The sequence below is a fragment of the Ancylobacter sp. TS-1 genome, assembly GCF_009223885.1.
Taxonomy (GTDB): domain Bacteria; phylum Pseudomonadota; class Alphaproteobacteria; order Rhizobiales; family Xanthobacteraceae; genus Ancylobacter.
The window spans coordinates 1,673,056-1,698,012 of record NZ_CP045144.1 but is presented as its reverse complement, the minus strand read 5'-3'; the positions used below and the strand labels follow the sequence as shown (position 1 = coordinate 1,698,012).

Annotated in this window: 19 protein-coding genes and 1 tRNA gene; 11 read left to right on the top strand and 9 right to left on the bottom strand. The window is 69.0% G+C overall.

The features are described 5' to 3' along the window. Positions 1-15: 15 nt before the first annotated feature. Complete coding sequence (locus tag GBB76_RS08160) at positions 16-1,440, bottom strand: glutamate synthase subunit beta (RefSeq protein ID WP_152302846.1); 1,425 nt, start codon at positions 1,438-1,440, stop codon at positions 16-18. 171 nt (positions 1,441-1,611) lie between these two features. Beyond that, positions 1,612-6,342: a glutamate synthase large subunit gene (gene gltB / locus GBB76_RS08155; protein WP_371717107.1), complete on the bottom strand. Its 4,731-nt coding sequence runs from the start codon at positions 6,340-6,342 to the stop codon at positions 1,612-1,614. A gap of 437 nt (positions 6,343-6,779) precedes the next feature. Here gltB and GBB76_RS08150 point away from each other — a divergent pair, with 437 nt between their 5' ends. Beyond that, complete coding sequence (locus tag GBB76_RS08150; RefSeq protein WP_152302845.1) at positions 6,780-7,727, top strand: hypothetical protein; 948 nt, start codon at positions 6,780-6,782, stop codon at positions 7,725-7,727. 114 nt (positions 7,728-7,841) lie between these two features. Here the strand turns inward: GBB76_RS08150 and GBB76_RS08145 are convergent, their stop codons facing one another. Further along, complete coding sequence (locus tag GBB76_RS08145) at positions 7,842-8,324, bottom strand: Hsp20 family protein (protein WP_152302844.1); 483 nt, start codon at positions 8,322-8,324, stop codon at positions 7,842-7,844. 267 nt (positions 8,325-8,591) lie between these two features. Between GBB76_RS08145 and GBB76_RS08140 the strand changes: the two genes are divergently transcribed. Beyond that, positions 8,592-8,975: a hypothetical protein gene (locus GBB76_RS08140; RefSeq protein ID WP_152302843.1), complete on the top strand. Its 384-nt coding sequence runs from the start codon at positions 8,592-8,594 to the stop codon at positions 8,973-8,975. Between the two features lie 93 nt (positions 8,976-9,068). Then, entirely contained in the window at positions 9,069-10,016 is a 948-nt protein-coding gene (locus tag GBB76_RS08135; protein ID WP_371717106.1) for an alpha/beta fold hydrolase, read from the top strand. On the opposite strand, the gene hisN is transcribed toward GBB76_RS08135, so the two are convergent. Together hisN and GBB76_RS08125 are read right to left on the bottom strand one after the other, a co-directional pair. Next, entirely contained in the window at positions 10,017-10,802 is a 786-nt protein-coding gene (gene hisN, locus GBB76_RS08130) for a histidinol-phosphatase (RefSeq protein WP_152302841.1), read from the bottom strand. A 1,793-nt stretch (positions 10,803-12,595) separates the two neighbouring features. After that, on the bottom strand, positions 12,596-13,477 hold the full coding sequence (locus GBB76_RS08125) for an N-formylglutamate amidohydrolase (RefSeq protein WP_152302840.1): 882 nt from the start codon (positions 13,475-13,477) through the stop codon (positions 12,596-12,598). A 322-nt stretch (positions 13,478-13,799) separates the two neighbouring features. Between GBB76_RS08125 and cpdR the strand changes: the two genes are divergently transcribed. Together cpdR and GBB76_RS08115 are read left to right on the top strand one after the other, a co-directional pair. Next, entirely contained in the window at positions 13,800-14,159 is a 360-nt protein-coding gene (gene cpdR, locus GBB76_RS08120) for a cell cycle two-component system response regulator CpdR (RefSeq protein WP_152302839.1), read from the top strand. A gap of 122 nt (positions 14,160-14,281) precedes the next feature. Beyond that, positions 14,282-14,356, top strand: a tRNA-Val gene (locus GBB76_RS08115). A 112-nt stretch (positions 14,357-14,468) separates the two neighbouring features. Here GBB76_RS08115 and GBB76_RS08110 read toward each other — a convergent pair. Together GBB76_RS08110 and GBB76_RS08105 are read right to left on the bottom strand one after the other, a co-directional pair. Beyond that, on the bottom strand, positions 14,469-16,022 hold the full coding sequence (locus GBB76_RS08110; RefSeq protein WP_152302838.1) for a bifunctional diguanylate cyclase/phosphodiesterase: 1,554 nt from the start codon (positions 16,020-16,022) through the stop codon (positions 14,469-14,471). Between the two features lie 229 nt (positions 16,023-16,251). Continuing rightward, the gene (locus GBB76_RS08105) at positions 16,252-16,509 is read right to left on the bottom strand and encodes a hypothetical protein (RefSeq protein ID WP_152302837.1); all 258 of its coding nucleotides are present in this window, start codon (positions 16,507-16,509) and stop codon (positions 16,252-16,254) included. A 162-nt stretch (positions 16,510-16,671) separates the two neighbouring features. Here GBB76_RS08105 and GBB76_RS08100 point away from each other — a divergent pair, with 162 nt between their 5' ends. Next, positions 16,672-16,938 carry a hypothetical protein gene (locus GBB76_RS08100; RefSeq protein ID WP_152302836.1) on the top strand — a complete coding sequence of 89 codons (267 nt, stop codon included), beginning with the start codon at positions 16,672-16,674 and terminating at the stop codon, positions 16,936-16,938. Positions 16,939-17,054: 116 nt separating this feature from the next. On the opposite strand, the gene GBB76_RS08095 is transcribed toward GBB76_RS08100, so the two are convergent. Further along, positions 17,055-17,792 carry a histidine phosphatase family protein gene (locus GBB76_RS08095; RefSeq protein ID WP_152302835.1) on the bottom strand — a complete coding sequence of 246 codons (738 nt, stop codon included), beginning with the start codon at positions 17,790-17,792 and terminating at the stop codon, positions 17,055-17,057. Positions 17,793-17,969: 177 nt separating this feature from the next. Between GBB76_RS08095 and GBB76_RS08090 the strand changes: the two genes are divergently transcribed. Next, a complete protein-coding gene (locus GBB76_RS08090; protein ID WP_152302834.1) occupies positions 17,970-19,814 on the top strand; it encodes a M3 family oligoendopeptidase in 1,845 nt (614 codons plus the stop codon). A 41-nt stretch (positions 19,815-19,855) separates the two neighbouring features. Here the strand turns inward: GBB76_RS08090 and GBB76_RS08085 are convergent, their stop codons facing one another. Then, positions 19,856-20,701 carry an AraC family transcriptional regulator gene (locus GBB76_RS08085; RefSeq protein WP_152302833.1) on the bottom strand — a complete coding sequence of 282 codons (846 nt, stop codon included), beginning with the start codon at positions 20,699-20,701 and terminating at the stop codon, positions 19,856-19,858. Between the two features lie 84 nt (positions 20,702-20,785). On the opposite strand from GBB76_RS08085, the gene GBB76_RS08080 reads away from it, so the two are divergent. From GBB76_RS08080 to GBB76_RS08065, 4 genes are all read left to right on the top strand, one after another. Continuing rightward, positions 20,786-21,808 carry an MBL fold metallo-hydrolase gene (locus GBB76_RS08080; RefSeq protein ID WP_152302832.1) on the top strand — a complete coding sequence of 341 codons (1,023 nt, stop codon included), beginning with the start codon at positions 20,786-20,788 and terminating at the stop codon, positions 21,806-21,808. 156 nt (positions 21,809-21,964) lie between these two features. Beyond that, positions 21,965-22,903: a DUF3445 domain-containing protein gene (locus tag GBB76_RS08075; RefSeq protein WP_152302831.1), complete on the top strand. Its 939-nt coding sequence runs from the start codon at positions 21,965-21,967 to the stop codon at positions 22,901-22,903. A 70-nt stretch (positions 22,904-22,973) separates the two neighbouring features. Next, positions 22,974-23,474, top strand: a complete 501-nt coding sequence (locus GBB76_RS08070; RefSeq protein ID WP_152302830.1) for a DUF6790 family protein — start codon at positions 22,974-22,976, stop codon at positions 23,472-23,474. A gap of 46 nt (positions 23,475-23,520) precedes the next feature. After that, the gene (locus GBB76_RS08065) at positions 23,521-24,912 is read left to right on the top strand and encodes an AarF/ABC1/UbiB kinase family protein (RefSeq protein WP_152302829.1); all 1,392 of its coding nucleotides are present in this window, start codon (positions 23,521-23,523) and stop codon (positions 24,910-24,912) included. Positions 24,913-24,957: the final 45 nt, after the last annotated feature.

Here is a 24,957-nt window from a genome sequence, read left to right as displayed (position 1 = left end):
TCGATCCGGCCCGGCTCAGCGCGGCAGGACGGAGCTTCCCATCAGATAGGTGTCGATGGACTGCGCGGCCTGGCGCCCCTCGCGGATGGCCCAGACCACCAGCGACTGGCCGCGACGCATGTCGCCGGCGGCGAAGAGCTTCGGCACGCTGGTCGCGTAGTCGAGATCGGTCGCCTTCACATTGCCGCGCCGGTCGATATCGACGCCCGACTGCTCGATCATGCCCTCGCGCAGCGGGTGCACGAAGCCAAGCGCGATGAAGACGAGATCGGCCTTGATCTGGAATTCGGTGCCGGGGATCGGCTGGCGCTTGGCGTCGACGCGCGCGCACTTGACCCCGACCACATGGCCCTTCTTGCCCTCGATGCCGAGCGTGGCGGCGGCGAATTCGCGCTCGGCGCCCTCGGCCTGCGAGGAGGAGGTGCGGAACTTGGTCGGCCAGTAGGGCCACACCGCGAGCTTCTCCTCCTTGAGCGGCGGCACCGGGCGGATGTCGAGCTGGTGGACGGAGAGCGCGCCCTGGCGGAACGCGGTGCCCACGCAGTCCGAGGCGGTGTCGCCGCCGCCGATCACCACGACATGCTTGCCGGCGGCGAGGATCGTCTCCTCGCGCGAGACGTCCTCGCGGCCGACGCGGCGGTTCTGCTGCACCAGATAGGGCATGGCGTAATGCACGCCCTCCAGCTCCTGACCGGGCAGGGCGGGATCGCGCGGGGCTTCCGAGCCGCCGGCCATCAGCACCGCGTCGTGGGTCTCCAGCAGTTCCTCGAGCGGCGTGGTGACGCCGACATTGGCGCCGTAATGGAAGGTCACACCTTCCGCCTCCATCTGGGCGACGCGGCGGTCGATGTAGTGCTTTTCCATCTTGAAGTCGGGGATGCCGTAGCGCAGCAGGCCGCCGGCCTTGGGCTCGCGCTCATAGACATGCACGTCGTGGCCGGCGCGGGCGAGCTGCTGGGCAGCGGCCATGCCGGCCGGGCCGGAGCCGATGACGGCGACCTTGCGGCCGGTCTTGACCGACGGCGGCTCGGGCTTGATCCAGCCCGCCTTCCACGCCTTGTCGGCGATGGCCTGCTCAACCGTCTTGATGGTGACGGGCACGTCCTCGAGATTCAGCGTGCAGGCTTCCTCGCAGGGCGCGGGGCAGATGCGGCCGGTGAATTCGGGGAAGTTGTTGGTGGAGTGGAGGTTGCGCGTCGCCTCCTCCCAGTTCCCGTTATAGACGAGATCGTTCCAGTCCGGGATCTGGTTGTGGATCGGGCAGCCATTCGGCCCGTGGCAGAACGGAATGCCGCAATCCATGCAGCGCGAGGCCTGGTTGGCGACCTCGGCGTCGGGAAGGGGCAGGGTGAATTCGCGGAAGTGGCGGATACGATCCGATGCCGGCTGATACTTGGCCTCGCGGCGATCGATCTCGAGAAAGCCCGTAACCTTACCCATTGCGCCCTCTTTCGCGGAGCACCGCCACCTTGGAGGCATTCCACCTCCGGTGCCAGATACATCAATCATGCCAGTTGGAAAATGACGGCGCGGCACACGGCCGCGCCACGGCGGTAGCCGTGGCCCGCTTCCGGGCCTCCCCCCGCACGATGCCGGCGAGGGGACGGCGGCCTATTCGGCCGCCTGGAGGCCGCGCATTTTCTCCATTTCGCGCAGCGCCCGCTGGTACTCGACGGGCATCACCTTGACGAACTTGCCGCGGTATTCGGCCCAGTTGTCGAGGATGGTCTGCGCCCGCCGCGAACCCGTGTAGTGCAGGTGCTTGGCGATGAGCTGGTGCAGGCGCTCCTCGTCGTGGTGGCCCATGTCCGCCATGATGTCGATGCGCCCCTTGAACTCGAGGTCGCCGCCGTGATGGTGGAGGCGCTCCAGCAGATCCTCCTCCTCCTCGACCGGCTCGAGATCGACCATGGAGAGGTTGCAGCGCTTGCGGAAATTGCCGTCCTCGTCCAGCACATAGGCGACGCCGCCCGACATGCCGGCGGCGAAGTTGCGCCCGGTCTGGCCGATGACGACGACCACGCCGCCGGTCATGTACTCGCAGCCATGGTCGCCCGTGCCCTCGACAACCGCGATGGCGCCGGAGTTGCGCACCGCGAAGCGCTCGCCGGCGACGCCGCGGAAATAGACCTCGCCGGCCGTGGCGCCGTAGAGCACCGTGTTGCCGACGATGATCGAGTTTTCCGGCACGATGGCGGCATTCTCGGCCGGCTGCACCACGATGCGCCCGCCCGACAGGCCCTTGCCGACATAGTCGTTGGCCTCGCCCACCAGCGTCATCGAGACGCCGCCGGCGAGGAAGGCGCCGAAGGCCTGGCCGGCGGTGCCGGTCAGCCTTATGTCGATAGTGTCGTCCGGCAGGCCGGTCTCGCCGTAGCGCTTGGCGACCTCGCCCGACAGCATGGCGCCGACCGAGCGGTCGGTGCTGCGGATCGTGGTCTCGATCACGACCTTCTCGCCGGTCTCGAGCGCGGGCTGCGCCTGCGCGATCAGCTTGCGGTCGAGCACATTGGCGATCGGGTGGTTCTGCCGATCGGTGTGGTAGATCGCGACGTCGGGGCCGACCTCGGGCTTGGCGAAGATGCGCGAGAAGTCGAGGCCCTTGGCCTTCCAGTGCTCGATCGCCTCGCGCTGGTCGAGCCATTCCGAATGGCCGATCAGCTCGTTGAAGCTGGCGATGCCCATCGAAGCCATCAGCTCGCGCACTTCCTCGGCGACGAAGAAGAAGTAGTTGATGACGTGCTCGGGCGTGCCCTTGAAGCGCTTGCGCAGCACGGGGTCCTGCGTCGCCACGCCCACCGGACAGGTGTTCAGGTGGCACTTGCGCATCATGATGCAGCCGGCCGCGATCAGCGGGGCGGTGGAGAAGGCGAAGTCGTCCGCGCCGAGCAGCGCGCCGATCACCACGTCGCGCCCGGTGCGCAGGCCGCCGTCGACCTGCAGGGCGATGCGCCCGCGCAGATTGTTCAGCACCAGCGTCTGGTGCGCCTCGGCGAGGCCGATCTCCCACGGCGAGCCGGCATGCTTGATGGCGGTGAGCGGCGAGGCGCCGGTGCCGCCCTCGAAGCCGGACACGGTGATGTGGTCGGCGCGCGCCTTGGCGACGCCGGCCGCGACCGTGCCCACGCCCACCTCGGAGACCAGCTTGACCGAAATGTCGGCGCCCGGGTTGACGTTCTTCAGGTCGAAGATGAGCTGGGCCAGATCCTCGATCGAATAGATGTCGTGGTGCGGCGGCGGCGAGATGAGGCCGACGCCCGGGGTCGAGTGGCGCACCTTGGCGATCACCGCGTCGACCTTGTGGCCGGGCAGCTGGCCGCCTTCGCCGGGCTTGGCACCCTGCGCCATCTTGATCTGGATCATGTCGGCATTGACGAGGTAGTCCGCCGTCACGCCGAAGCGGCCGGAGGCGACCTGCTTGATCGCCGAGCGCATGGAATCGCCGTTCGGCAGCGGCTTGAAGCGCGTCGCCTCCTCGCCGCCCTCGCCGGTGTTCGACCGGCCGCCGATGCGGTTCATCGCGATGGCGAGCGTGGTGTGCGCCTCGCGCGAGATCGAGCCGAACGACATGGCGCCGGTGACGAAGCGCTTCACGATGTCGACCGCCGGCTCCACCTCGTCGATGGAGATGGGCGCGCGGCCAAACTCCTCCGCCCCGCGGATGCGGAACAGCGAGCGGATGTTGAGCGTCTTGGCGCCGGCCTCGTTCACCAGCTGGGCGAAGTGGCGGTACTTGTCCTGCGCGTTGCCGCGCACGGCATGCTGGAGCACCGCGACCGTCTCGGGATCCCAGGCATGCTCCTCGCCGCGCAGGCGGAAGGCGTAGTCGCCGCCGACATCGAGCGAGGTGCGGTACACCGGCGCGTCGCTGAAGGCGTCGCGGTGGCGCATGGCGGTTTCCTCGGCGATCTCATTGAGGCCGATGCCGCCGATGGAGGAGGCGGTGCCGAAGAAGTACTTCGCGACCACCTCCTGGCTGAGGCCGACGGCGTCGAAGATCTGCGCGCCGCAATAGGACTGGTAGGTCGAGATGCCCATCTTGGACATCACCTTCAGCAGGCCCTTGTCGATCGACTTGATGTAGCGCTTGACGATCTCGTACTCGTCGACCTCCTCGGGGATGTCGACGCGCATGTCGATCATGGTCTCGAAGGCGAGATAGGGGTTGATCGCCTCGGCGCCGTAGCCGGCCAGACACGCGAAATGGTGCACCTCGCGCGCCTCGCCCGTCTCCACCACGAGGCCGGCGGCGGTGCGCAGGCCCTTGCGGATCAGGTGATGGTGCACGGCCGCCGTCGCCAGCAGCGAGGGAATGGCGATACGGTCCGGGCCGACCAGCCGGTCGGACAGGATGATGATGTTGTAGCCGCCATGCACCGCCGCCTCGGCGCGCTCGCACAGGCGCTCGACCGCGTCCTCCATGCCCGCCGCGCCCTTGTCGGACGGGTAGGTCATGTCGAGCGTGCGGGTGTCGAAGCGCTCCTCCATGAAGCCGATGGAGCGGATCTTCTCCAGGTCGGCATTGGTCAGGATCGGCTGGCGCACCTCGAGCCGCTTGCGGCGCGAATTGCCTTCGAGGTCGAAGATGTTCGGCCGCGGCCCGATGAAGGAGACGAGGCTCATGACGAGTTCCTCGCGGATCGGGTCGATCGGCGGGTTCGTCACCTGCGCGAAGTTCTGCTTGAAATAGGTGAAGAGCGACTTCGACTTCTTCGACAGCGGCGAGATCGGCGTGTCGGTGCCCATGGAGCCGACCGCTTCCTGCCCGGTGGTCGCCATCGGCGCCATCAGCAGCTTCAGGTCTTCCTGGGTGTAGCCGAAGGCCTGCTGGCGATCGAGCAGCGACACGTCGGTGCGCACCTCGCGCGCCTCGACCTGACGCAGGTCCTCCAGCACGAGCTGGGTGCGCTTGAGCCATTCCTTGTAGGGATGCGCGCGGGCGAGCTGCGTCTTCACCTCCTCGTCGGGGACGAGGCGGCCTTCCACCATGTCGACGAGCAGCATGCGGCCCGGCTGCAGCCGCCACTTGGTGACGATCTGGTCCTCGGGGAAGGTGAGCACGCCCATCTCGGAGGCGAGCACGATCTTGTCGTCCTTGGTGACGAGATAGCGCGCCGGGCGCAGGCCGTTGCGGTCCAGCGTGGCGACGATCTGGCGCCCGTCGCTGGCGACGATGGCGGCCGGCCCGTCCCACGGCTCCATCAGGGCGGCGTGGTACTCGTAGAAGGCGCGGCGTTCCTCGTCCATCAGCGGGTTGCCCGCCCACGCCTCCGGCACGAGCATCATCGCCGCGTGCGGCAGCTCGTAGCCGCCCTGCACGAGGAATTCGAGCGCGTTGTCGAAGCACGCGGTGTCGGACTGGCCCTCATAGGAGATCGGCCAGAGCTTGGAGATGTCGTTGCCGAACAGCTCGGAATCGACGGAGGCCTGACGGGCCGCCATCCAGTTCACGTTGCCGCGCAGCGTGTTGATTTCGCCATTATGCGCGACCATCCGGTAGGGATGGGCGAGCGACCACGCCGGGAAGGTGTTGGTGGAGAAGCGCTGGTGCACGAGGGCGAGCGCGCTCTCGAAGTCCTCGTCGTGCAGGTCGGCATAATAGGCGCCGAGCTGGTCGGCGTTGAACATGCCCTTGTAGACGATGGTCCGGCAGGACAGCGAGACGACGTAATAGCCGGCGGTCAGCGGGTCGCGCGCGTCATAGACGGCGTTCGACACCACCTTGCGCAGGATGAACAGCCGGCGCTCGAAGGCGTCCTCGTCGGCGAGGCCCTCGCCGCGACCGATGAACACCTGCACATGGCGGGGCTCGGTCGGCAGCACGGTGTGGCCGAGCGAGGAATTGTCGGTCGGCACGTCGCGCCAGCCGAGCAGCACCTGGCCTTCGGCCGCGACGACGCGCTCGAAGGTCTCGCGCACGATGCGCTGGCCCTCGGGGTCGCGCGGCAGGAATACGTGACCGACGGCGTATTCGCCGGGCGCCGGCAGGGTGAAGCCGAGCTTGGCCGCTTCCTTGACGAAGAACTTGTGCGGAATCTGCACCAGCATACCGGCGCCGTCGCCGGCGCGCGGATCGGCGCCCACGGCGCCGCGGTGCTCAAGATTCAGCAGGATCTGCAGGCCATCCTGCACGATTTGGTGCGACTTGCGGCCCTTGATGTCGGCGATGAAGCCGACGCCGCACGAATCCTTCTCGTTGCGCGGGTCGTAGAGGCCCTGAGCGACCGGCATTCCCGGGTCGATGAAGGAAATGGCTTTGGTGACAGCGCGGTCCGTCGCGGCCGGACGAACCGAAGCCTCGTCGATCATGCGCGCGGCAGCGCCGCCCAGTTCCTCGCTCATTCCCGTCTCTCCCTAAAGGGTCGCATCTCGTCCGGCGCGCCGACACGGTTCGAGCCCCGCAGGGCGCTCCCCCGCAAGGCGTGCACGCTCGCCAAACTACGCTAGCATCCGCCGTGCCATGCCGGTCTGGCGGCACGGACAACCCGGATTATAGGACAGCATGGCTGCCCTATCAATCGCGAAGATGCCAGAATTGACGTCCGCGCACAAGCGCCGCGCGGGCGGTCGCCGGTGCGTTTTTTCGCGCTTGTTGCGAGTGTGGCGTCCGTTACGAAAGGAACGGTAAGGCCCCGAGCGGCTGCGCGCAATGCCGTTGCGGTCCCCGGCCGCCGGGTGCCGGGCGCCGGCAGGGGGCGGTGCGAGGTCTTTCCCCCGCCGCATTTTCACGTTCCCGTAGGTCCGGTCGCGGATCGCGGCCGGTCTTCCCGGAGGCATCGATGCCCAAGTCCCGCGCGTCCACGCGCCTGTCGCTCCCGCCGGCGCCCGCGATGGCGCCGATGCGCGCTCGCCTGCGCCTGTCGCCGGTTCTGGCGCCGCTGCTGGCGGGCGTCGTGGTGATGGCGGCGGCACCGGCGCAGGCGGAATTCTTCTTCCGCCCGTTCGGCGGCGTCTATGTCGAACGCTACTACGAGCCGCTGCCGCCGGGCGGTTACTATCCCGAGCCGCCGGCGCCGGTCTATCGGGCGCCTGAGCGTTTCCCCTTCACCGATATCGAGCCGATGCTGCGCTCGATGGGCATGCGGGCCATCGGCCGCGTGCGCGTCGAGGGCAACACCTATGTGGTGGACGCTACCGACCCGTCAGGAACGCGGGTGCGGGTGCGGATCGACGCGTTCAACGGCCGCATCCTCGCACTGGCGCCGACCGGAGCGGCCCCGGTGGCCCGGCAGGCGCCTGTCGGGCCGCCGCGTGCCGCCACCGCCCCGCTGCCGCCGAGGAAGCCGCCCGAGATCGCGGCGGTGACGGTGCCCGCGCCGCCGCCGCTAACCGGCCCCGAGGCCGAGGCCGGCGCCGGCTCCGCTGCCCTGCCGGCGGAAGCAGTGCCCGCCGCTCCCGCCCCGGAGAGCGGCACCGTACGGGTCATCCCCGGCATCGCCACGCCGCCCGGCACGGCACCGCAGAAGGCGGCCGGGGACGCACCGGCGCCCGCCACGGAAGCCCCCGGCGAGGCGCAGGTCGATGCCAAGGGCGACGCCAAGACCGACGCCAAGGCCGACGCTGCTCCGCCCGAGGCTTCCGCCTCCGAGACGTCGGCTCCCGAGGCGCCGGCGGCGGCTGCGCCATCCGCGCCCTCCACGGGCACCGGCACCGGCAGCACCACGCCGGCCGGCACCGCCTCGGTGGTGGCGCGTGACAATGGCAAGCCCGCGCCGCCGGCCGACTGATCACGGCTCTTCCACGTTCCCACAACAAAAGACGCCCCGGTCTCCCGGGGCGCCTGCATTCGTTCTCGTCCGGTCAGGCGGGGCCAGCGCCCGTCCGGGTGCTGGCAACGGGCCTCACGCGGCCGCCTTGGTCTCTCTGGCCTTGGCCTCGATCGCCTGAGGCGCCTTCGCGCTGGAGGTGATCGGAACCGCGCGGGGCTTCTTCGCCTCGGGGATCTCGCGCACCAGTTCGACATGCAGCAGGCCGTTGGCGAGGCTGGCGCCGCGCACTTCGACATGGTCGGCGAGCTGGAAGCGGCGCTCGAAGGCGCGGGCGGCGATGCCGCGATAGAGCACCTCGCCGGAGCCGGAGGCTTCCGCCTTGTGCTCGCCGCGGATCGAGAGGCCGTTCTCCTTCACCTCGATGGACAGGTCGTTCTCGGTGAAGCCGGCGACGGCGACGGTAATGCGATAGGCATTCTCGCCCGTCCGCTCGATATTGTAGGGCGGATAGGTGGGGGCGGCGCTGTCGACATTGTTCACCTGGTCGAGCAGGGAGAACAGGCGGTCGAAACCGACGGTCGAGCGGTGCAGGGGGGTAAGGTCAAACGTACGCATGGCATATCCTCTCATTAAGCGACATGCAGGTGGTGGGGCCTCTCGCCTGAGCCGGCCCCGGTTCACGTACCGCCATCTGGCCGGTACGGAGTCGAGATAGGTAGGGCTTCTGCCGGCGCAAGAGGGGGGCGGGGGCCGATCGCGGCGGCCGGCCCGGCGCGAAGATGAACGGTGGATGAACGGGCGGCTCGGACCGTGTTCAGTGCCCTCCGCCTAAGGAGAGGGCTCGAACGAGGCCGGGCGGCGAGCGGGGAGTGTCACGGAACGATGGGACGTGCAGCGGCGGTGCTGATGGTTGCGGTGGGGCTGCTGGCGGCTCCGCTGGCTTCCGGCCTGACCGGCCGGGCGGCGCAGGCGCAAGGCTTCGTGCCGCCTCCCGGCCCCTATGCGCCCGCTCCCGGCCCCTATGCCCCCTATGAGGCGCCTTCGGCCCGGCGCCCGGGTGCCGGCCAGCCGGTGGATGCCGACGCGGCGACGCGCATGCTGGCCGCGCGCGGCTTCACCAAGATCTCGGTTGTCCGGCGCCGGGGGGCGACCCTCATTTTCGAGGCCAACGGGCCGAGGGGGGAGCGCGTGCAGATCGTGGTCGACAGCACGTCCGGCGCGATCAGCGGCATGAAGGTGATCGGCTTCGGGGACAAGCGTTATTGAGGCAATGGCGGCGTCGCGCCGCCTTGTGGCGCCGCCCGGCTGGGGTATAAGCCGCTGGACATTTTCCATCGCCGCCCGGACATGCCGCCCGAGATGATTCTGTACAGTACCCAGGACAACCCCGTGCCCGAGGGCGCGGTGTGCGGCGCCGTGACCACCTCTGACGGGGTGAATCTGCGCTTCGGCCGCTGGCGGCCGTCGAATGGCGAGTGCCGGGGCACGGTCTGCGTCTTTCCGGGCCGCACCGAGAAGATCGAGAAATATTACGAGACGGTGCGCGACCTGCGCGCCCGTCACTTCGCCGTCGCGGTGCTGGACTGGCGGGGGCAGGGCGGTTCGCAGCGTCTGCTGTCCAACCCGATGAAGGGCCATGTCGGGGATTTCGCCGAGTACCAGAACGATCTCGACGCTTTTCTGGAGCAGGCGGTGCGGCCGGAACTGCCCGGCCCCTATTTCGCGCTTGCCCATTCCATGGGCGCGTCGATCCTGCTCGATCACGCCCGGCGCGGGGGCAAGGCCTTCGAGCGCATGTTCCTCGTCGCGCCGATGCTGGACCTGTCGCTGGTGAAGCACGACGTGGCGGCGCGGCGGCTGGCGCGCTTCCTGGCGCGGCTGGGGCTGTCGAGGGCCTATGTGCCGACGCGCCGCATGAAGCCGCTGCACGAGGTGCATTTCGACGGCAACCGGCTGACCTCGGACCGCACCCGCTTCGCCCGCAACCTCACCATCACCATGGAGCAGCCGCAGCTCGATGTCGGCCCGCCGACCATCGGCTGGGTGAAGGCGGCCTTCGACCTGATGGAGGAACTGGCCGACCCGGCGACGGCGCGGGCGATCCGCCAGCCGCTGCTGATGGTGGCGGCCGGCGCCGACCGGATCGTCTCGACGCCCTCGATCGAGCATCTGGGCACGCGGCTCATCGCCGGCGCGCATGTGGTGATACCCGGCGCGCGGCACGAACTGCTGCAGGAGCGCGACATCTTCCGCGAGCCGCTGCTGGCCGCCTTCGACGCCTTCATCCCCGGCAGCGCGCCGCCCTGATCAGCCGCCGTTCAGCACCTTCAGCGCCTCGTCATGGACGCGGCGGTCGCCCGAGGCCACCACGCGCCCGCCCGACAGGTCGGCGCCGCCTTCCCAGTTGGTGACGAGGCCGCCCGCGCCGGCGACGATGGGCACCAGCGGCACGATGTCGAAATCGTTGAGATTGGTCTCGATCACGAGGTCGACATGGCCGGCCGCGAGCATGCAGTAGGCGTAGCAGTCGCCGCCATAGCGCGGCAGGCGCACGCGCCGCTCCACTTCCTGATAGAGCGCGCGGTCGGAGGCATCCATCAGGAGCGGGCTGGTGGTCATCATCACCGCCTCGGCGAGGCCGGCGCAGGCGCGCACCGAGAGGCGGCGGTCGCCGGCCGGGCCGCGATAGCGGGCCTGCGCGCCGTCGCCGAAGAAGCGCTCGCGCACGAAGGGCTGGTGCATCATGCCGTAGACCGGCTGGCCATGTCGGCACAGGCCGATCAACGTGCCCCAGGCCGGCATGCCGCAGATGAACGACTTGGTGCCGTCGATCGGGTCGAGCACCCAGACATAGTCGGCGTCGATGCCGTCGTCGGGAAATTCCTCGCCGCGCACGCCATGGCTGGGAAAGGTGCGGCGGATCAGCGTGCGCATCGCCTGCTCGGCGGCGCGGTCGGCGGCGGTGACGGGATCGAAGGTGGCGCCCCCGCTCTTGTCCTCGACGCCGAGCGCGGTGCGGAAGAAGGGCAGGATGGCCTGACCGGAGACGGTGGCGAGTTCATGCACGAAAGTCTCGAAATCCACCGCACTCATCGGCTGCGCTCCCGTCGCCCGCCGGCGACGCAGGCCGGCCCGGCCAACGCATATCGGTCGCCGGGGGGATCGGCAATCTCTGCCACGCGGGAGCGCCCACCGCCGCCGCCGTCGCGGGCAGGCGGTGTGCCGTGTCAGCCCTGCACGGCGCGGTGAGTTCGTGCCTCGGATTGCCCCGCGCTCAACGCATGGCTGCTATTCCGGCAAGTTCAAGAAATGAGCAGTCCGGGTCGTTGCCTCCGGGAGGCGAAGCTGCCATATTATTGCAGCGCGGTAAGGCGATTGGCGTCGCCCTACCGCCGCCCTCCTTGGGCGTTTCCTCCCTAGACTTGGGCCGCTCCGGCAACGTGAGCGGCCCCTTTCTTTTCTGCAACTTCCTGAATTTCAAGATGTTTCCTATACCGCACGCGACCTGTCGCGCCGCGCGGCTGATCGCGGCTGCGGTACGCGGCGGGCGCCTGCCGTTCGGGAAGGCGGCGATCCGTGCTGCGGGCCGGAAAATGTGCGAGCGATGCGCGAATCTCGTCATTCGAAGGCCTGCGACCAAATGTCGGTTTCGTTTCTTTCGTTTCCGGCTTGTCACTTTCGCGTCGTGTGGCTATGTTTATTGCGTTGCGGCAACGTGATTGGCGTCACGTCGCCGCCGCCCTCCTTGGGCGTTTCCTCCCTAGACTTGGGCCGCTCCGGCAACGCGAGCGGCCTCTTTCTTTTCAACGCCACCCCAACCTCCCATCTGCTTCATGACGCTGCGCCGGCAAGGGCGCGGCCGGCGCAAAGGCGTGCCGCATAAGGCGCACCTGTCACAGTCCTGCGCGCGAGGGGCGTGTCAGTCTGTCTGGCGCTCGGTAGTCCGGCGCTCCTGCGCATCCTGGAGGCAGCCGGCGCACGGATGGGCCTGAGCGGCGCATGTCAGCGCCGGCGGCCGTGCGACGGCCAACGGGACGCGTGCGTCAGGAGCATAGGTAAGAGCGCCTTGCGGGACCTAGCGCGGCATTCGGGTGCCATCCCGCCAGGCCGGCGGCGCCGCGCATGCCGATCCCGGGCGTGCCGCCGGAGCCGGGGAGGGATGGGGAGGGCATCTCACCTGGGAGCGGCGGCTGCGGCGCCGGGTGCCGGCGAGGTGCGTCAGCGTCGCGCGGGCTCCGGCGCAGCCTCGGCAAGCGGGCGGTGCGACGGGCAGGCGGGCGTCGTCGTCGCGCGGCCGGCAGGGCCCAAAAGCAAACGGGCGCCGGCTGATCGCGACCCCCCGGTCGACCAGCCGACGCCCGTCAAGGCAGAGACTGCCTTTAATGGTGCTTTGGCACCACCGCATGAGGCATTAATGCCACACCGGGGGTTCAATTCGTATTTGGTATGCCAGAAAAGCCTAGTGCCTGCCTTGATTATTCCGCAATGCACCTACATCTTCTGCCCGTACGCAGCGATTGGCGTCGCTCCGTACAGCCCTCCTTGGGCGTTTCCTCCCTAGACTTGGGCCGCTTGCGCTGTGCGTAAGCGGCCTCTTTCTTTTGCGCCGGACCGAAGATGCGCCCGCTGTGGCTTTGCCATCTTGCGAAGTCGTCTACGTGCCTGTCCGAACGCCCTCGAAGGGCAGCGCAATCCCTTGAACCGACCAATTCCCTCCGCGTCTTCGCGGTGAAACCCCGACCATGCGATGGGGAAAAGCCGGCCCGGAACCGAGCGTGCAGAATTCGTATAGGTCTCATGTCCAAAATGCAAGGCTCTTATGCGGCCTTTTGCATCACCCGATCAAAATTTCGCGGGTATAGGATTAACGCTTTGAAAAGGCGGGCCTATTCGGCAGCCGTCCGCTGCGGGGCGAGCTCGATCTGGGCGATGCGCGACAGCGAAAGCGCCATGTCGAGCAGGTCGCTGCGCACGGTCTGGAAACTTTCTGCGGGCTCGTAGGTGGCTTCGTGCATGTAGAGCGCGCGGTTGATCTCGATCTGAACCGCGTGCATGCCGGAGGCTGGATTGCCGTAATGCTCGGTGATGAAGCCGCCGGCATAGGGCTTGTTGCGCACCACCGTATAGCCGCGCCGGCGCAGCTCGGTTTCCATGATGTCGGGGATGATCGTCGCGCAACTGGTGCCGTAGCGGTCGCCCAGCACGATGTCGATGCGCTGGTCGCGCTGGCAGCCGGACGGCATGGAATGGCAGTCCACCAGCACCGCCACGCCGAAGCTGCGCTGCATCTGCACCATCAGCTGGCGCAGGGTGCGGTGATAGGGCTTGTAGAGCGTCTCGATGCGGTTGATGGCGTCGTCGACCGGGATGCGCCGGCCGTAGATCTCCTGCGCCTCGCCGACGATCCGGGCGATGGTGCCGAGCCCGCCGGCCACCCGCATGGAGCGCGTATTGGCATAGGCCGGCAGCCGGCCCTCGAACATGCGCGGATCAAGCTCGTAGGGCTCGCGATTGACGTCGAGGAAGCAGCGCGGGAAATGCGCCCGCATGAAACCCATGCCGAGGCGGGTCACATCGCTGAACAGGCGGTCGACCAGCGTGTCCTCGGAACGGCGCAGCACGGGCAGCTCCAGGCGCGACTGGTCGACGAAGCTGCGCGGATAGACGATGCCGCTGTGCGGGGAATTGAACAGGAACGGCGCGGTCAGGGTTGCCGGCTGGACGGTCTCGAAGGCCGGGTCGATCGTGTCGGCTAGAACGGCCATCATCCCTACCAGAACCGAGCCCGCTTCCTCTGTCGGCGCGCCCGTCAGGCCGCGCCCCGTCGGACCTGTCTATCATGCTGGCCTGCCACGTGGAATGCGGGCCGGTCCGGTTGTCCGGGGATTCTGGGAACACGTCAGCGCGAGCCGGCGGCCGGAGAACCGCGATTGACGGGATGCGCGCGCATCGCCGCGCGTTCACGATGTGCTAAGAGGCGCCGGAGTACCCAAGGGGGACGTGTAAACGGGGTATGCATGCGATCGTGGCCGAGGCGCGCCAACGCCGGGTCGCCATCGCCCCGCGGCCCCGAGAATCAGGAAGTCCGGGATGCTCAAGATCCTGCTCGCCGAAGACGACCACGACATGCGCCGCTTTCTGGTGAAGGCGCTCCAGAATGCGGGCTACGAGGTCGTCGCCTTCGACAATGGCCGCTCGGCCTATGACCGGCTTCGCGAGGAGCCGTTCGAGTTGCTGCTCACCGACATCGTGATGCCGGAGATGGACGGAATAGAACTGGCGCGCCGCGCGACAGAGCTCGATCCCGACATCAAGGTGATGTTCATCACCGGCTTCGCGGCCGTCGCGCTCAATGCCGACAACCAGACGCCCAAGGACGCCAAGGTCCTGTCCAAGCCCTTCCATCTGCGCGATCTCGTCAACGAGGTCGGCAAGATGCTGGCGGCCTGAGCGGCCTGAGCGGCCTCCGGCGCCGGCCGGTGCCGCCGTCGCTGTCCACAGCCTCGGCACCCGCTTGCGCGGCGGCGGGCTTCCCGTTATAGGGGAGCCCCGCTCGCAAGAGACCACGGAATGGGCGCGTAGCTCAGCGGGAGAGCACCTCGTTGACATCGAGGGGGTCACAGGTTCAATCCCTGTCGCGCCCACCATTCCGAACCCTCCGCCGGCGGCGGCGCCGTCCCGCCGGGCGAGACGATTTCCCCCGGCCTTTCTCTCCTCATTTCTTCGAAGATGTCCGGCCTGCGCCGTGGCCTTTCGCGCCTAGGCGTGACCGGCCGCCGCGCGCGGCGGCGGCGACGCGTCGTTGGGCGAGACCGATTCGTGGCTGGCGAGATAGGCCGGGACCGCGTGGCCGGGCATCGCCTGCCCGAACAGGAAGCCCTGACCCAGATCGCAGCCGAGCGCGCGCAGCGCCTCGTACTGGGCCTCGGTCTCGATGCCCTCGGCCAGCGTGGCGATGCCGAGGCCCTGGCCAAGGCCGATGATGGCGTTGACGATCTTCGCCTGCTTCTCGTTCTCGAGGAAGTTGGCGACGAACTGCCGGTCGATCTTGATCTTGTCGAAGGGCAGGTTGGCGAGCTGCGACAGGCTGGAATAGCCGGTGCCGAAATCGTCGAGGGCGACGCGCACCCCCGCCTGCCGGAGCTGGCGGATCGTGCGCATGGCCGAATCGAGGTCGGCGATGATGGCGGACTCGGTCAGCTCCACCGCAAGGCGATGCGGCGGCAGCCCGACTTCCCGCAGGATGGCGAGGATGCGGCCGGCGATGAGCCCGTCGCTGAGCTGCGGCGGCGAGATGTTGAAGGCGACCATGATCTCGCCCGGCCATTTCAGGGCCTGGGTGCTGGCCTTGCGCAGCAGCCGGTTCGACAGGTCGGTGATCAGGCCGGCCTGCTCGGCGACGCGGATGAACAGGTCCGGCGGCACCTGGGTGCCGTCGTCCAGTTGCCAGCGGGCGAGCGCCTCGAAACCGTACACCCGGCGGTCGCTCAACTGGACCAGCGGCTGGAAATGCGCGTCGATCAGGTCGTCGGTTATGGCGGTGCGCAGCTTGCGCTCGATCGCCAGCCGGCGGGTAAGGTCGTCGCCGAGACGGGGGTGATAGGGATGGAACCGCCCCGCACCATGCCGCTTGGCCTCGTGCATGGCGAGGTCGGCGGCGAAGATCGCCTCATTCAGCGCGGCGCCTTCAAGCGGGGCAAAGCCGATGCACACGCTGATCTGGATGGCGGTGCCCTCGATGTTCAGCGGGCGGCGGGCCATGTCGGAAAGGTGTTCCGCCATGGCCGCGATGTCGCCGCGCGGCACGGTGGCCACCAAGAGGAACTCATCGCCGCCCATACGCGCCGCCAGCGCCGAGGGCACCGTCGTGCGCAGCCGCTCCGCAAAGGAGGACAGCACGGCATCGCCGCCGTGATGGCCGACGAGATCGTTCACCTGCTTGAAATTGTCGATGTCCAGCATGAACATCGCGTTGAAGCCGCCCCTGCGGGCCGCCTCGGGCAGCCGCTGCTCGACGAAATGCCGGTTGGGCAGCCGGGTCAGCATGTCGTGGAAGGCGAGAAAATCGGCGGCCGTCTCGGCGGCGGCGCGGCGCTGGACCTCGTGGCGCAGGTCGCTGATCCGCCGCATGCCGTAGACGAAGCCTGAGGCCCCGATCACGAACAGCGCCAGCACCACATGGTCGAGCGGGAACATGTCGTGGCGACTGAGGAAATCGCGAAGCTCGCCATAGAGGTCGAACGAGACCAGCAGCGCAAAGACGATGGCGCCGACCAGCAGGAAAATGACGCCTTCCTTAAGCGCGTGCTTCATCGACGGAAGGCCCCCCGCTGTCGGCACATACGCTGGTCACTCCGGGCTGTGCCGACGGACGCCGGAAAGAAATGCCATGCAGCTTTGAACAGCCGGGGGGGCCGAGTCGAGGAAAGACGTCACGCGACGGCAACTCCTCCCGGTTATTCTCGTGCGGCGACAACCAGAAGGCAAGCCGCCACGCATCGGCGGGCTGCGGTCCTGCGCCGGCCGACGGAGCGGGGGCCGCCTAGCGGGCGGGCGGCTGGGGTACGAGAAGCGCATTGGACTCAGCCCACCAGCGGAACGCGTGGCCCGCTTCCACGAGATCTTCCGCCCTGTGCGCTCCCTGCAGCCGGCGGATCATGCCTTCATAGTCGCCTCTGGGATGCGGATTTAGCTCCGCAAAGGCGAGCGCCTCGTCGAGCGTCGCGATGTCCTGCACGCCGTCCCCGCCGGAAAGGCGCAGGGGCGGTACCAGTCGCGAGGGATCGGAGAGCTGTTCCATGAGCGTGTGAACGCTGCGGACGGCCGAAAGGTTCCCGGCCTTTCCATCTTTCTCTACACATTCGGGAAAAGGCCGCGCCGCGGGCATGGAATGCCGCCGACCGTGAAACTTTCAGGCGGGCTCGCCGGTTATCGGGGCAGGCCAACCTTTGAGGAGGCAGTCATGAGCATTCGAACCACAGGCATCGCCGCACTTGCGGCTGCGGCCGTCCTTGCCGCTGTCGTTCCCGCCGGCGCCACCTCCAACGGTCCGCGCGAGCAGCCGCGTGTCGGCGAAAGTCCGGAGCGGGCGCAGGTGCGCGAGCACGACCGGGTGCGCGAAAAGCAGGTCCGTCAGACGGCGGGCGTGCCGATCTACCAGCCGGTCTTCGGCCCGCTTTACCAGGGCTACAACTCGCCCTGGCAGCGGATGAAGCGGACCTTCGAGTGACCGCCGCTTCTTTCCTGCATTCGGACCAATGACCTCGGGCGCCCCGCAAAGGCGCCCTTTCTTTTGGCGCCGCCGCCGCCGAAAGGAAGGCCGGACACGACGTCCCGCCGCCGGCGTCAGGTGCAGCCGCTGCCGGGCGGCCGGGGCTCGGGCGCGCCCCAGTTATTCGACGGCAGGTTGGCGAAGGGCTCGGCGAAATATTGCCGGATCACCTCGAACCGGCTCGGCACGGTGTCCTCCGGCCGGTCATAGGTGAGGATCCAGAAGAAATTGTAGTTGGGGTTCGGCCAGGTCTTCGGCACCCCGCCGGGCACGCCCTTCACCCGGTCGAGATTCAGGAGCTGGCGCAGCGTGATCTGTTCGCCGGCGAACTCGGCCTCCAGCGCCGCGCTGGCGATGTGGAAGTGCTCCCACACCATCAGCACCGTCTTGCCGTGCCAGCGCGGATTCTCCAGCAGGTCGCGCGCGACGCGCTGGTTCACCGTGTTGAGCTTGGCGTTGAAGTAACGGTCGTTGCGGATCGGCACATAGCCGATGGGCGGGGCGACCAGCTTCATCTTCCACGCCCGCGCGATGGGGCGGGCGGTCTCGACCGTATGCAGCGTCATGGCGAGGATGGCGGCGGGCGGATCGCCGCGCAGCAGGCTCATCGGGCTCGTCGGGCTGAGATATTGCGCGGCCAGCGCCTGCGCCCGCTCCTTGCCGATGCTGCACAGGGTGAGCGGCGTGTGCTTCTCGCCGTGGCGGACGATGACGATCCGCCTCGGCGCCGCGTCGGCGTTCCCGGCGGGGAGGGTGCCGGCAAGGCCGGCGAGAAGGGTCGCGAGGAGCGCGAGCGCGCGTCGAGCCGTCATTCCAGTTCCCCGTTGGTGCCGGTACCATGGCGCCGTGCCGACGGCCTCGCAAGGACAGCGCGGCCCTTTGGGCGCGGGCGGAAGAAGCGAACCCGCTCACTTCGTGCGGCGCGGCGGTTGATAGCCCGCCAGCGCGCACGATATCACTGCCATCACATCTTACCCGCCGGAGTGAACATGCAGCGCCGATTCGACCGCCTCGCCTTCGTGCCCCGCTCGCCCGAAGCCTCCGCCGCCGCCTTCGGCGATCTCCCGCAATGGGACCTGACGGACCTGTATCCGGCGATCGACTCGCCCGAGCTGCATGCGGACCTCGCGACGGTCGCCGCCGAGTGCGTGAACTTCGAGGAAGCCTTCAAGGGCAAGCTTGCGGGCGTCCTCGACGCCCCCGACGCCGGCGGCCAGATGGCCGTGATCGTCGCCCGCTACGAGAAGATCGAGGACCTGCTCGGCCGCCTCTATTCCTTTGCCGGCCTCGTCTATTCCGGCGACACCACCGACCCGGTGCGCGCCAAGTTCTATGGCGACGTGCAGGAGAAGCTGACCGACGCCTCCTCGCACCTGCTGTTCTTCTCGCTGGAGCTGAACCGGCTCGACGACGCGAAGATGGAAGCGGCGCTCGACACGGCCGCCTTCGGCAAGTACCGGCCGTGGATCGACGATGTGCGGGCCGAGAAGCCCTACCAGCTTGAGGACCGCATCGAGCAGCTCTTCCACGAGAAGGGCGTCAGCAGCCGCTCGGCGTGGAACCGGCTGTTCGACGAGACCATCGCCGGGCTGCGCTTCGACGTCGCCGGCGAGATCCTGCCGCTGGAGCAGACGCTGAACTACCTCGCCGAGCCGGAGGAGGAAAAGCGCAAGATCGCCTCCGACGCGCTGGCCAAGGTGTTTGGCGAGAATCTGCGCCTGTTCACCCTCATCACCAACACGCTGGCCAAGGACAAGGAAATCTCCGACCGCTGGCGCGGCTTCGAGGACATCGCGGATTCCCGCCACCTCGCCAACCGCGTCGAGCGCGAGGTGGTGGACGCGCTGGTCTCCTCCGTCCACGCCGCCTATCCGCGCCTCGCCCACCGCTATTACCGGCTGAAGGCGAAGTGGTTCGGCAAGGACAAGCTGGAATATTGGGACCGCAACGCGCCGCTGCCCAAGGTCGAGACCCGCCCCATCGGCTGGGACGAGGCCCGCGACACGGTGCTGGGCGCCTATTCCACCTTCTCGCCGCGCATGGCCGACATCGCCCGCGACTTCTTCGACAAGAGCTGGATCGATGCCGGCGTGCGCCCCGGCAAGGCGACGGGCGCCTTCGCACACCCGACCGTGCCCTCCGCGCACCCCTATGTGCTGCTCAACTACATGGGCAAGCCGCGCGACGTGATGACCCTCGCCCATGAACTGGGCCATGGCGTGCATCAGGTGCTGGCGGCACCGAACGGCGCGCTGATGGCGCCGACCCCGCTCACCTTGGCCGAGACGGCTTCCGTGTTCGGCGAGATGCTGACCTTCCGCCGCCTGCTGGCGGCGGCGCCGGATGCACGCGCCCGCAAGGCGATGCTGGCCTCCAAGGTGGAGGACATGATCAATACGGTGGTGCGCCAGATCGCCTTCTACACCTTCGAGCGCCGCATCCACACCGAGCGCAAGAATGGCGAGCTGACCGCCGAGCGCATCTGCAAGATCTGGATGGAGGTGCAGAGCGAGAGCCTGGGCGATGCCATCCATCTCGGCCCCGGCTACGAGAACTACTGGGTCTATATCGGCCACTTCATCCATTCGCCGTTCTATGTCTACGCCTACGCCTTCGGCGACTGCCTGGTGAACTCGCTCTACGCGGTCTACGAGAACGCTTCCGAGGGCTTCGCCGAGCGCTACCTCGCCATGCTGGCGGCCGGCGGCACCAAGCATCATTCCGAACTGCTCAAGCCCTTCGGCCTCGACGCGCGCGACCCGGCTTTCTGGCAGACCGGCCTCAACCTCATCGAGCGGATGATCGCCGAGCTGGAGGCGATGGAGGAGGCGTGAGCCTCCCCCTTGGGGATGCTGAGGAGGCGTGAGCCTCCTTCCTAGGGATACGCGGCGGCCTTGCGGCGCGTCGCGTCTCCCGACAGCCTCACCCCGCTGAGGCTCCACGAGGGCGGCGCGCCGAAGGTGCGCCGGAAATCGTGGGTGAAGTGCGCCTGGTCGCAGAAGCCGGCTTCATGCGCCGCGCGGGTGAAGCTGCTGCCCTGCGAGACCGTCGCGATGGCCCGGCGCATGCGCGTCCAGGCGCGGTAGCGGCGATAGGGCACGCCGACCTCGCGGGTGAACAGGTGCTGGAAATGGTGCGGCGAGAGCCCCACCTGCGCGCAGGCGGCGGCGACGCCCGGCCCGTCATCGGCGCCGCCCGTCAGCATGTCGAGGATGCGCGCGACGCGCGGATCGACCGGCCGGCGCGCCTGCCGTGCGCCGAAGCCGAGCAGGTCGTCGAGCGCTGCGCCCGCCCAGGCGACGCTGCCCGCGTCCTCCCACATCTCCCGCAGCAGCGCGAACTCGCCGGCCTGCGCCACCAGCCCGCCGCCGGATTCCGACGCCGCGGCGGTCAGCGCCGCCAGCGTGTGGGCGCCCTCCAGCGTCGGCTCGATATAGAGCACGGCGATAGGATCGCCGCCGACGTCGAGTTCGTGCACCACGCCGGCCGGGATCATCGCCGTGCGCACGCACTGCCACGGGCCGTTGCCGAGCCGCAGGCCGAAGCAGCCATAGAGCCCGGCGAGGAAAACCGGCGCGCCGTGCTGGTGCGGCGCGTTGTAGGTCAGCCGGCCGATGAAGCAGGTGCGCTCGGAATCGAGATGCCAGAGCGGCGCAGGCGCCGCCATTGCGGGCGGCGCGGCGGAGGGCGCACGTTCGTACAAGCGGCTCGGCGGCGCCATGGGTAGCCTCCTCGAAGGTGCGCGCCCGATGCACCCATTTGAACATCAAAAAGGCCCGCCGCGAAGCGGTCCCGGAGGACGCCCATGCACACCCTTTTCCCGCCTTCCGGCCCGCGCCGGGGGCCCGCGCTGTCGCGCCGCCACGCGCTGGCGGCCACCCTCGGCCTTCTCGCCGCCCCGGCCGTACTGCGCGGCGTGCCGGCCTTCGCCGCCGCGCCGGAGCTGGGGCCCGCGACGCCGACCTTCCAGCGTTTCCGGCTCGGCACCTTCGAGGTCACCAGCCTGCTCGACGCCAGCGCCATGATCGACGGTCCGTGGCCCATCGTCGGCGAGAACCGCCCGGCCACCGAGGTAGAGGCGCTGATGGCGGCAAACCTGCTGCCCGAGAAGCGTTTCCGCCCCGGCTTCTCGCCGACGCTGGTCAATACCGGGCGCGAACTCGTGCTGTTCGACGCCGGCAACGGCGCCAACGGCTTCGTGCCGCCGCCCGCCGGCGGCTGGCTGGTGAAATCGCTGGCGAGCGCGGGCTACACGCCCGAACAGGTGGACGTGGTGGTGCTCACCCACGCCCACCCCGACCACATTGGCGGGCTGATGTCGGAGGGCAAGCCGACCTTCCCGAAGGCCCGCTACGTCATCGGCGCCACCGAGTTCGACTTCTGGAAGAGCGACAAGCCGCTGGCCGCGCCGAAGGAGAGCAACGAATACGGCTCCGCCGTGATGTTCCGCTCGCATTTCCTGCCGCTGGCCGACCGCACCAGCTTCGTCGCCGCCGACGGCGAGGTGCTGCCGGGCATCCGCGCGGTGAAGGCCCATGGCCACACGCCGGGCCATCTCGCCTTCCATGTCGAGAGCGAGGGCAAGCGCCTGCTGGTGTGGGGCGACTGCGCCCATCACGAGGTCGCCTCGCTGGCGCGGCCGGACTGGCACGCGCTGTTCGATCAGGACAAGGAGGCGGGCGTCGCCACGCGGCGGAAGATCTACGACATGGCGGCGACCGACCGGCTGGCGGTGGCGGCCTATCACACCTCCTTCCCGTCCATCGGCTATGTCGAGCGGCGCGGCGAGGGCTATCGCTGGGTGCCGCTGACCTACCAGCTCGGCTAGCGCGACGGGGCAAGGGCCGCCGGGGCTGAGGCCGCGGGGGAGGGCGGCGCATTCCCGGAGGCGTGGCTAAAAGTTGGGCTGACGAAACGGATGCACGCGTTCTAAGCTGGGAAGGTTCGGGCCGCTTGCCCGCGCCCCCCAGCCGAGCATGGACCGATGAACGTCGCCGCCCCGTCCCCCGCCTCCGATGACGCCCCCTATTTCGCCCACACGCCCTATGACGGCTCGCGCAAGGCGTTCTCCGTCGGCCTCGCCCCGCTCGATCTCGCCGAATGGATCGAGCCCGACCCGAAGCTCGCCGCCACGCTGGCGCAGCGCGAGGCGCTGATCCGCGACAAGCGCGACGTGGTGCTGCGCGAGGAGCCGTCGAGCCGGCCGTCGCAGGCCGAGGCGCTGCAGCTCATCGTCGACCATGTGACGGCGCGTTTCCCCGACCTCTACCGGCTGGAGGGGCGGCGCATCACCGTTGTGCCGACCGGCCGCAGCTTCGACCTCGACGATCCCGACGAGGCGCCGCTCGCCATCGCCGGCCAGCTCGTCTCCGACGATCTGCTTATCCTCACCCCGAGCGAGGCCGGCTACCGGCTGACCGCCGCCGTGCTGTGCTTCCCCTCCGCCTGGTCGCTTGCCGAGCGTTTCGGCCAGACGCTCGACCGGCTGCACGAGAACGTGCCGGGCTATCCCTCCAAGCTCGCCAGGGTGATGAACCGCATCTTCGAGAACCTGAAGGTCGACCAGCCGGTCTGGCGGGTGAACTGGTCGATCTATCCCGACGACGAACTGCACCACCCCGAATCCAAGGAGCGCCCGCGCCAGTGGTTCGACGACCCCGCCAATCTGGCGCCGGAGGCCTTCGTGCGGGTGGAGCGGCAGGCGCTGCGCCGCATGCCGGCGAGCGGCGACATGTTGTTCGCGGTGCGCATCCATGTCGACCCGTTCTCGACCTTCCGCCGCCACCCGGAGGGGAGGGCGCTCGCCGCCTCGCTACGTGAGCAGATCCTCGGCCTCGATGCCGAGCAGCTCGCCTACAAGGCGCTGACCGAGCACCGCGACGCCGTCGCCGCCGCGCTGGAGCGCATCGCCCGGGGCGAGTAGGCTTACTCGCGCTTGGGAGTGCCGACATTCGGGCGCGGCCTTGCGGCCGGCCCGCATGGGGAGATGCAACATGGTGTTCTGGGTTCCGCTGCTGGCCTGGGTCGCGGCGCTGGCGATTCCGGCGGTCCTCCTGCTGCGCGGGCCGCGCCCGCTCACGCTCGCGGCGGTAGCCGACCAGCTTCTGCGGTACATCCTGCTGATCCCGGTCGGCCTTGTCGGGCTGTGGGCCTTTCTCGGCCATGTCTTCTTCGCCGCGCAGTCCGCCGCCGCCATCGGCTGGGCGCCGAGCCCGTTCCAGTTCGAGGTCGGCATGGCCAATCTCGGCATCGGCCTGGCCGGGGTGATCGGCGCCTTCGTGTCGTCGCCCGGCTTCCGCGCGGCGGTCGGCGTGGTCTCGCTCGGCTTCCTCGGCGGCGCCGGCGTCGGCCATCTCGTCCAGATCGCCGAGACCGGCAATCACGCCGCCGGCAATGCCGGCCCCATCCTCTACACCGATTTCCTCACCCCGCTGGCGGTGCTCGGCCTGCTGCTGGCGCAGAAGCTGGCGCGGCGCGGCGGTCCTGCGACATGAGCGCCGTCCCGGTTGCGCGCCGGCGCCGGCGTCCTAGCTAGTGGGCATGTCCGACGACGACACGCCCGATTCCGCCCCGGTCCCGCCGCGCGACAGCGAGGCCAACCGCCTGACCGCCCGCGCGGCGCGCTATGCGCGCGTCGGAACGAAGGTCGGCGGCGTCGCGGCGCGCATCGCCGGCATGCGGCTGTTCGGGGTCGACGACCACAATGGCGGCAATGCGGCGGCGCTGGCCGCCGCGCTGGGGGGCCTCAAGGGCCCGATCATGAAGGTCGCCCAGCTTCTGGCCACCATTCCCGACGCGCTGCCGCCCGAATATGCCGCCGAGCTGGCGACGCTGCAGAACCAGGCGCCGCCCATGGGCTGGGCCTTCGTGAAGCGCCGCATGATGGCGGAACTCGGCCCCGACTGGGCCGGCCGCTTCCTCTCCTTCGACAAGGAGCCGGCCGCCGCCGCCTCGCTCGGGCAAGTGCACCGTGCCCGTGCGCCCGACGGCGCCGAGCTGGCGGTGAAGCTGCAATATCCCGACATGCAGTCCGCCGTGGAGGCGGACCTGAAGCAGCTTGGCGTGGTGCTCGCCATCCATCGCCGGATGGAGCCCGCCATCGACACCCGCGAGATCGCCGAGGAAATCGGCGCGCGGGTGCGCGAGGAGCTGGACTACCGGCGCGAGGCCGCCCATGCGGCGCTCTATGCCGACATCTTGCACGATGTGCCGGCCGTGCGGGTGCCGGGCGTGCACCGCGATCTGTCGACCGGCCGCCTGCTCACGCTCGACTGGCTGGAGGGGGGTCGCCTGCTCGACTATGTCGGCGAGCCGCTGGAGGTGCGCAACGCCATCGCCCGCGCCATGTTCGCCGCCTGGTGGCTGCCCTTCGCCCGTTTCGGCGTCATTCACGGCGATCCCCATCTCGGCAACTACACCGTCTTCGAGACGGAGGGGCGGGCGGCAGGCATCAACCTGCTCGACTATGGCTGCATCCGCATCTTCCCGCCGAGCTTCGTCGGCGGTGTCGTCGACCTCTATCGCGGCCTGCAGCGGGGCGAGGAGGCGCGCATCGTCCATGCCTATGAGACCTGGGGCTTCCGCGGGCTCAGCCGCGAGCTGATCGAGGTGCTCAACATCTGGGCCGGCTTCATCTACGGGCCGCTGCTCGACGACCGTGTGCGCAGCATCGCCGACGGCGTGGCGCCGGGCGAGTACGGGCGGCGCGAGGCGTTCCGCGTGCACAAGGCGCTCAAGGAGAGGGGCCCGGTGCGGGTGCCGCGCGAATTCGTCTTCATGGACCGCGCCGCCATCGGCCTCGGCGGGGTGTTCCTGCACCTGAAGGCGGAGATGAACTTCCACGCCCTGTTCGAGGACGCCATCGCCGATTTCGAGGTCGGGCAGGTGGCGGCGCGGCAAGGCGCCGCGCTGGCAAAGGCCGGGCTCTCCTAGTCTCCGGGGCGGCGCGCCGTTGCCCGAGCCGGCGTCTTCCGCTAA

Coding starts and splice junctions, on each gene's coding strand:
- GBB76_RS08160 (WP_152302846.1), bottom strand. CDS start 1,440: ATGGGTAAGGTTACGGGCTTTCTCGAGATCGATCGCCGCGAGGCCAAG.
- gltB (WP_371717107.1), bottom strand. CDS start 6,342: ATGAGCGAGGAACTGGGCGGCGCTGCCGCGCGCATGATCGACGAGGCT.
- GBB76_RS08150 (WP_152302845.1), top strand. CDS start 6,780: ATGCCCAAGTCCCGCGCGTCCACGCGCCTGTCGCTCCCGCCGGCGCCC.
- GBB76_RS08145 (WP_152302844.1), bottom strand. CDS start 8,324: ATGCGTACGTTTGACCTTACCCCCCTGCACCGCTCGACCGTCGGTTTC.
- GBB76_RS08140 (WP_152302843.1), top strand. CDS start 8,592: ATGGGACGTGCAGCGGCGGTGCTGATGGTTGCGGTGGGGCTGCTGGCG.
- GBB76_RS08135 (WP_371717106.1), top strand. CDS start 9,069: ATGATTCTGTACAGTACCCAGGACAACCCCGTGCCCGAGGGCGCGGTG.
- hisN (WP_152302841.1), bottom strand. CDS start 10,802: ATGAGTGCGGTGGATTTCGAGACTTTCGTGCATGAACTCGCCACCGTC.
- GBB76_RS08125 (WP_152302840.1), bottom strand. CDS start 13,477: ATGATGGCCGTTCTAGCCGACACGATCGACCCGGCCTTCGAGACCGTC.
- cpdR (WP_152302839.1), top strand. CDS start 13,800: ATGCTCAAGATCCTGCTCGCCGAAGACGACCACGACATGCGCCGCTTT.
- GBB76_RS08110 (WP_152302838.1), bottom strand. CDS start 16,022: ATGAAGCACGCGCTTAAGGAAGGCGTCATTTTCCTGCTGGTCGGCGCC.
- GBB76_RS08105 (WP_152302837.1), bottom strand. CDS start 16,509: ATGGAACAGCTCTCCGATCCCTCGCGACTGGTACCGCCCCTGCGCCTT.
- GBB76_RS08100 (WP_152302836.1), top strand. CDS start 16,672: ATGAGCATTCGAACCACAGGCATCGCCGCACTTGCGGCTGCGGCCGTC.
- GBB76_RS08095 (WP_152302835.1), bottom strand. CDS start 17,792: ATGACGGCTCGACGCGCGCTCGCGCTCCTCGCGACCCTTCTCGCCGGC.
- GBB76_RS08090 (WP_152302834.1), top strand. CDS start 17,970: ATGCAGCGCCGATTCGACCGCCTCGCCTTCGTGCCCCGCTCGCCCGAA.
- GBB76_RS08085 (WP_152302833.1), bottom strand. CDS start 20,701: ATGGCGCCGCCGAGCCGCTTGTACGAACGTGCGCCCTCCGCCGCGCCG.
- GBB76_RS08080 (WP_152302832.1), top strand. CDS start 20,786: ATGCACACCCTTTTCCCGCCTTCCGGCCCGCGCCGGGGGCCCGCGCTG.
- GBB76_RS08075 (WP_152302831.1), top strand. CDS start 21,965: ATGAACGTCGCCGCCCCGTCCCCCGCCTCCGATGACGCCCCCTATTTC.
- GBB76_RS08070 (WP_152302830.1), top strand. CDS start 22,974: ATGGTGTTCTGGGTTCCGCTGCTGGCCTGGGTCGCGGCGCTGGCGATT.
- GBB76_RS08065 (WP_152302829.1), top strand. CDS start 23,521: ATGTCCGACGACGACACGCCCGATTCCGCCCCGGTCCCGCCGCGCGAC.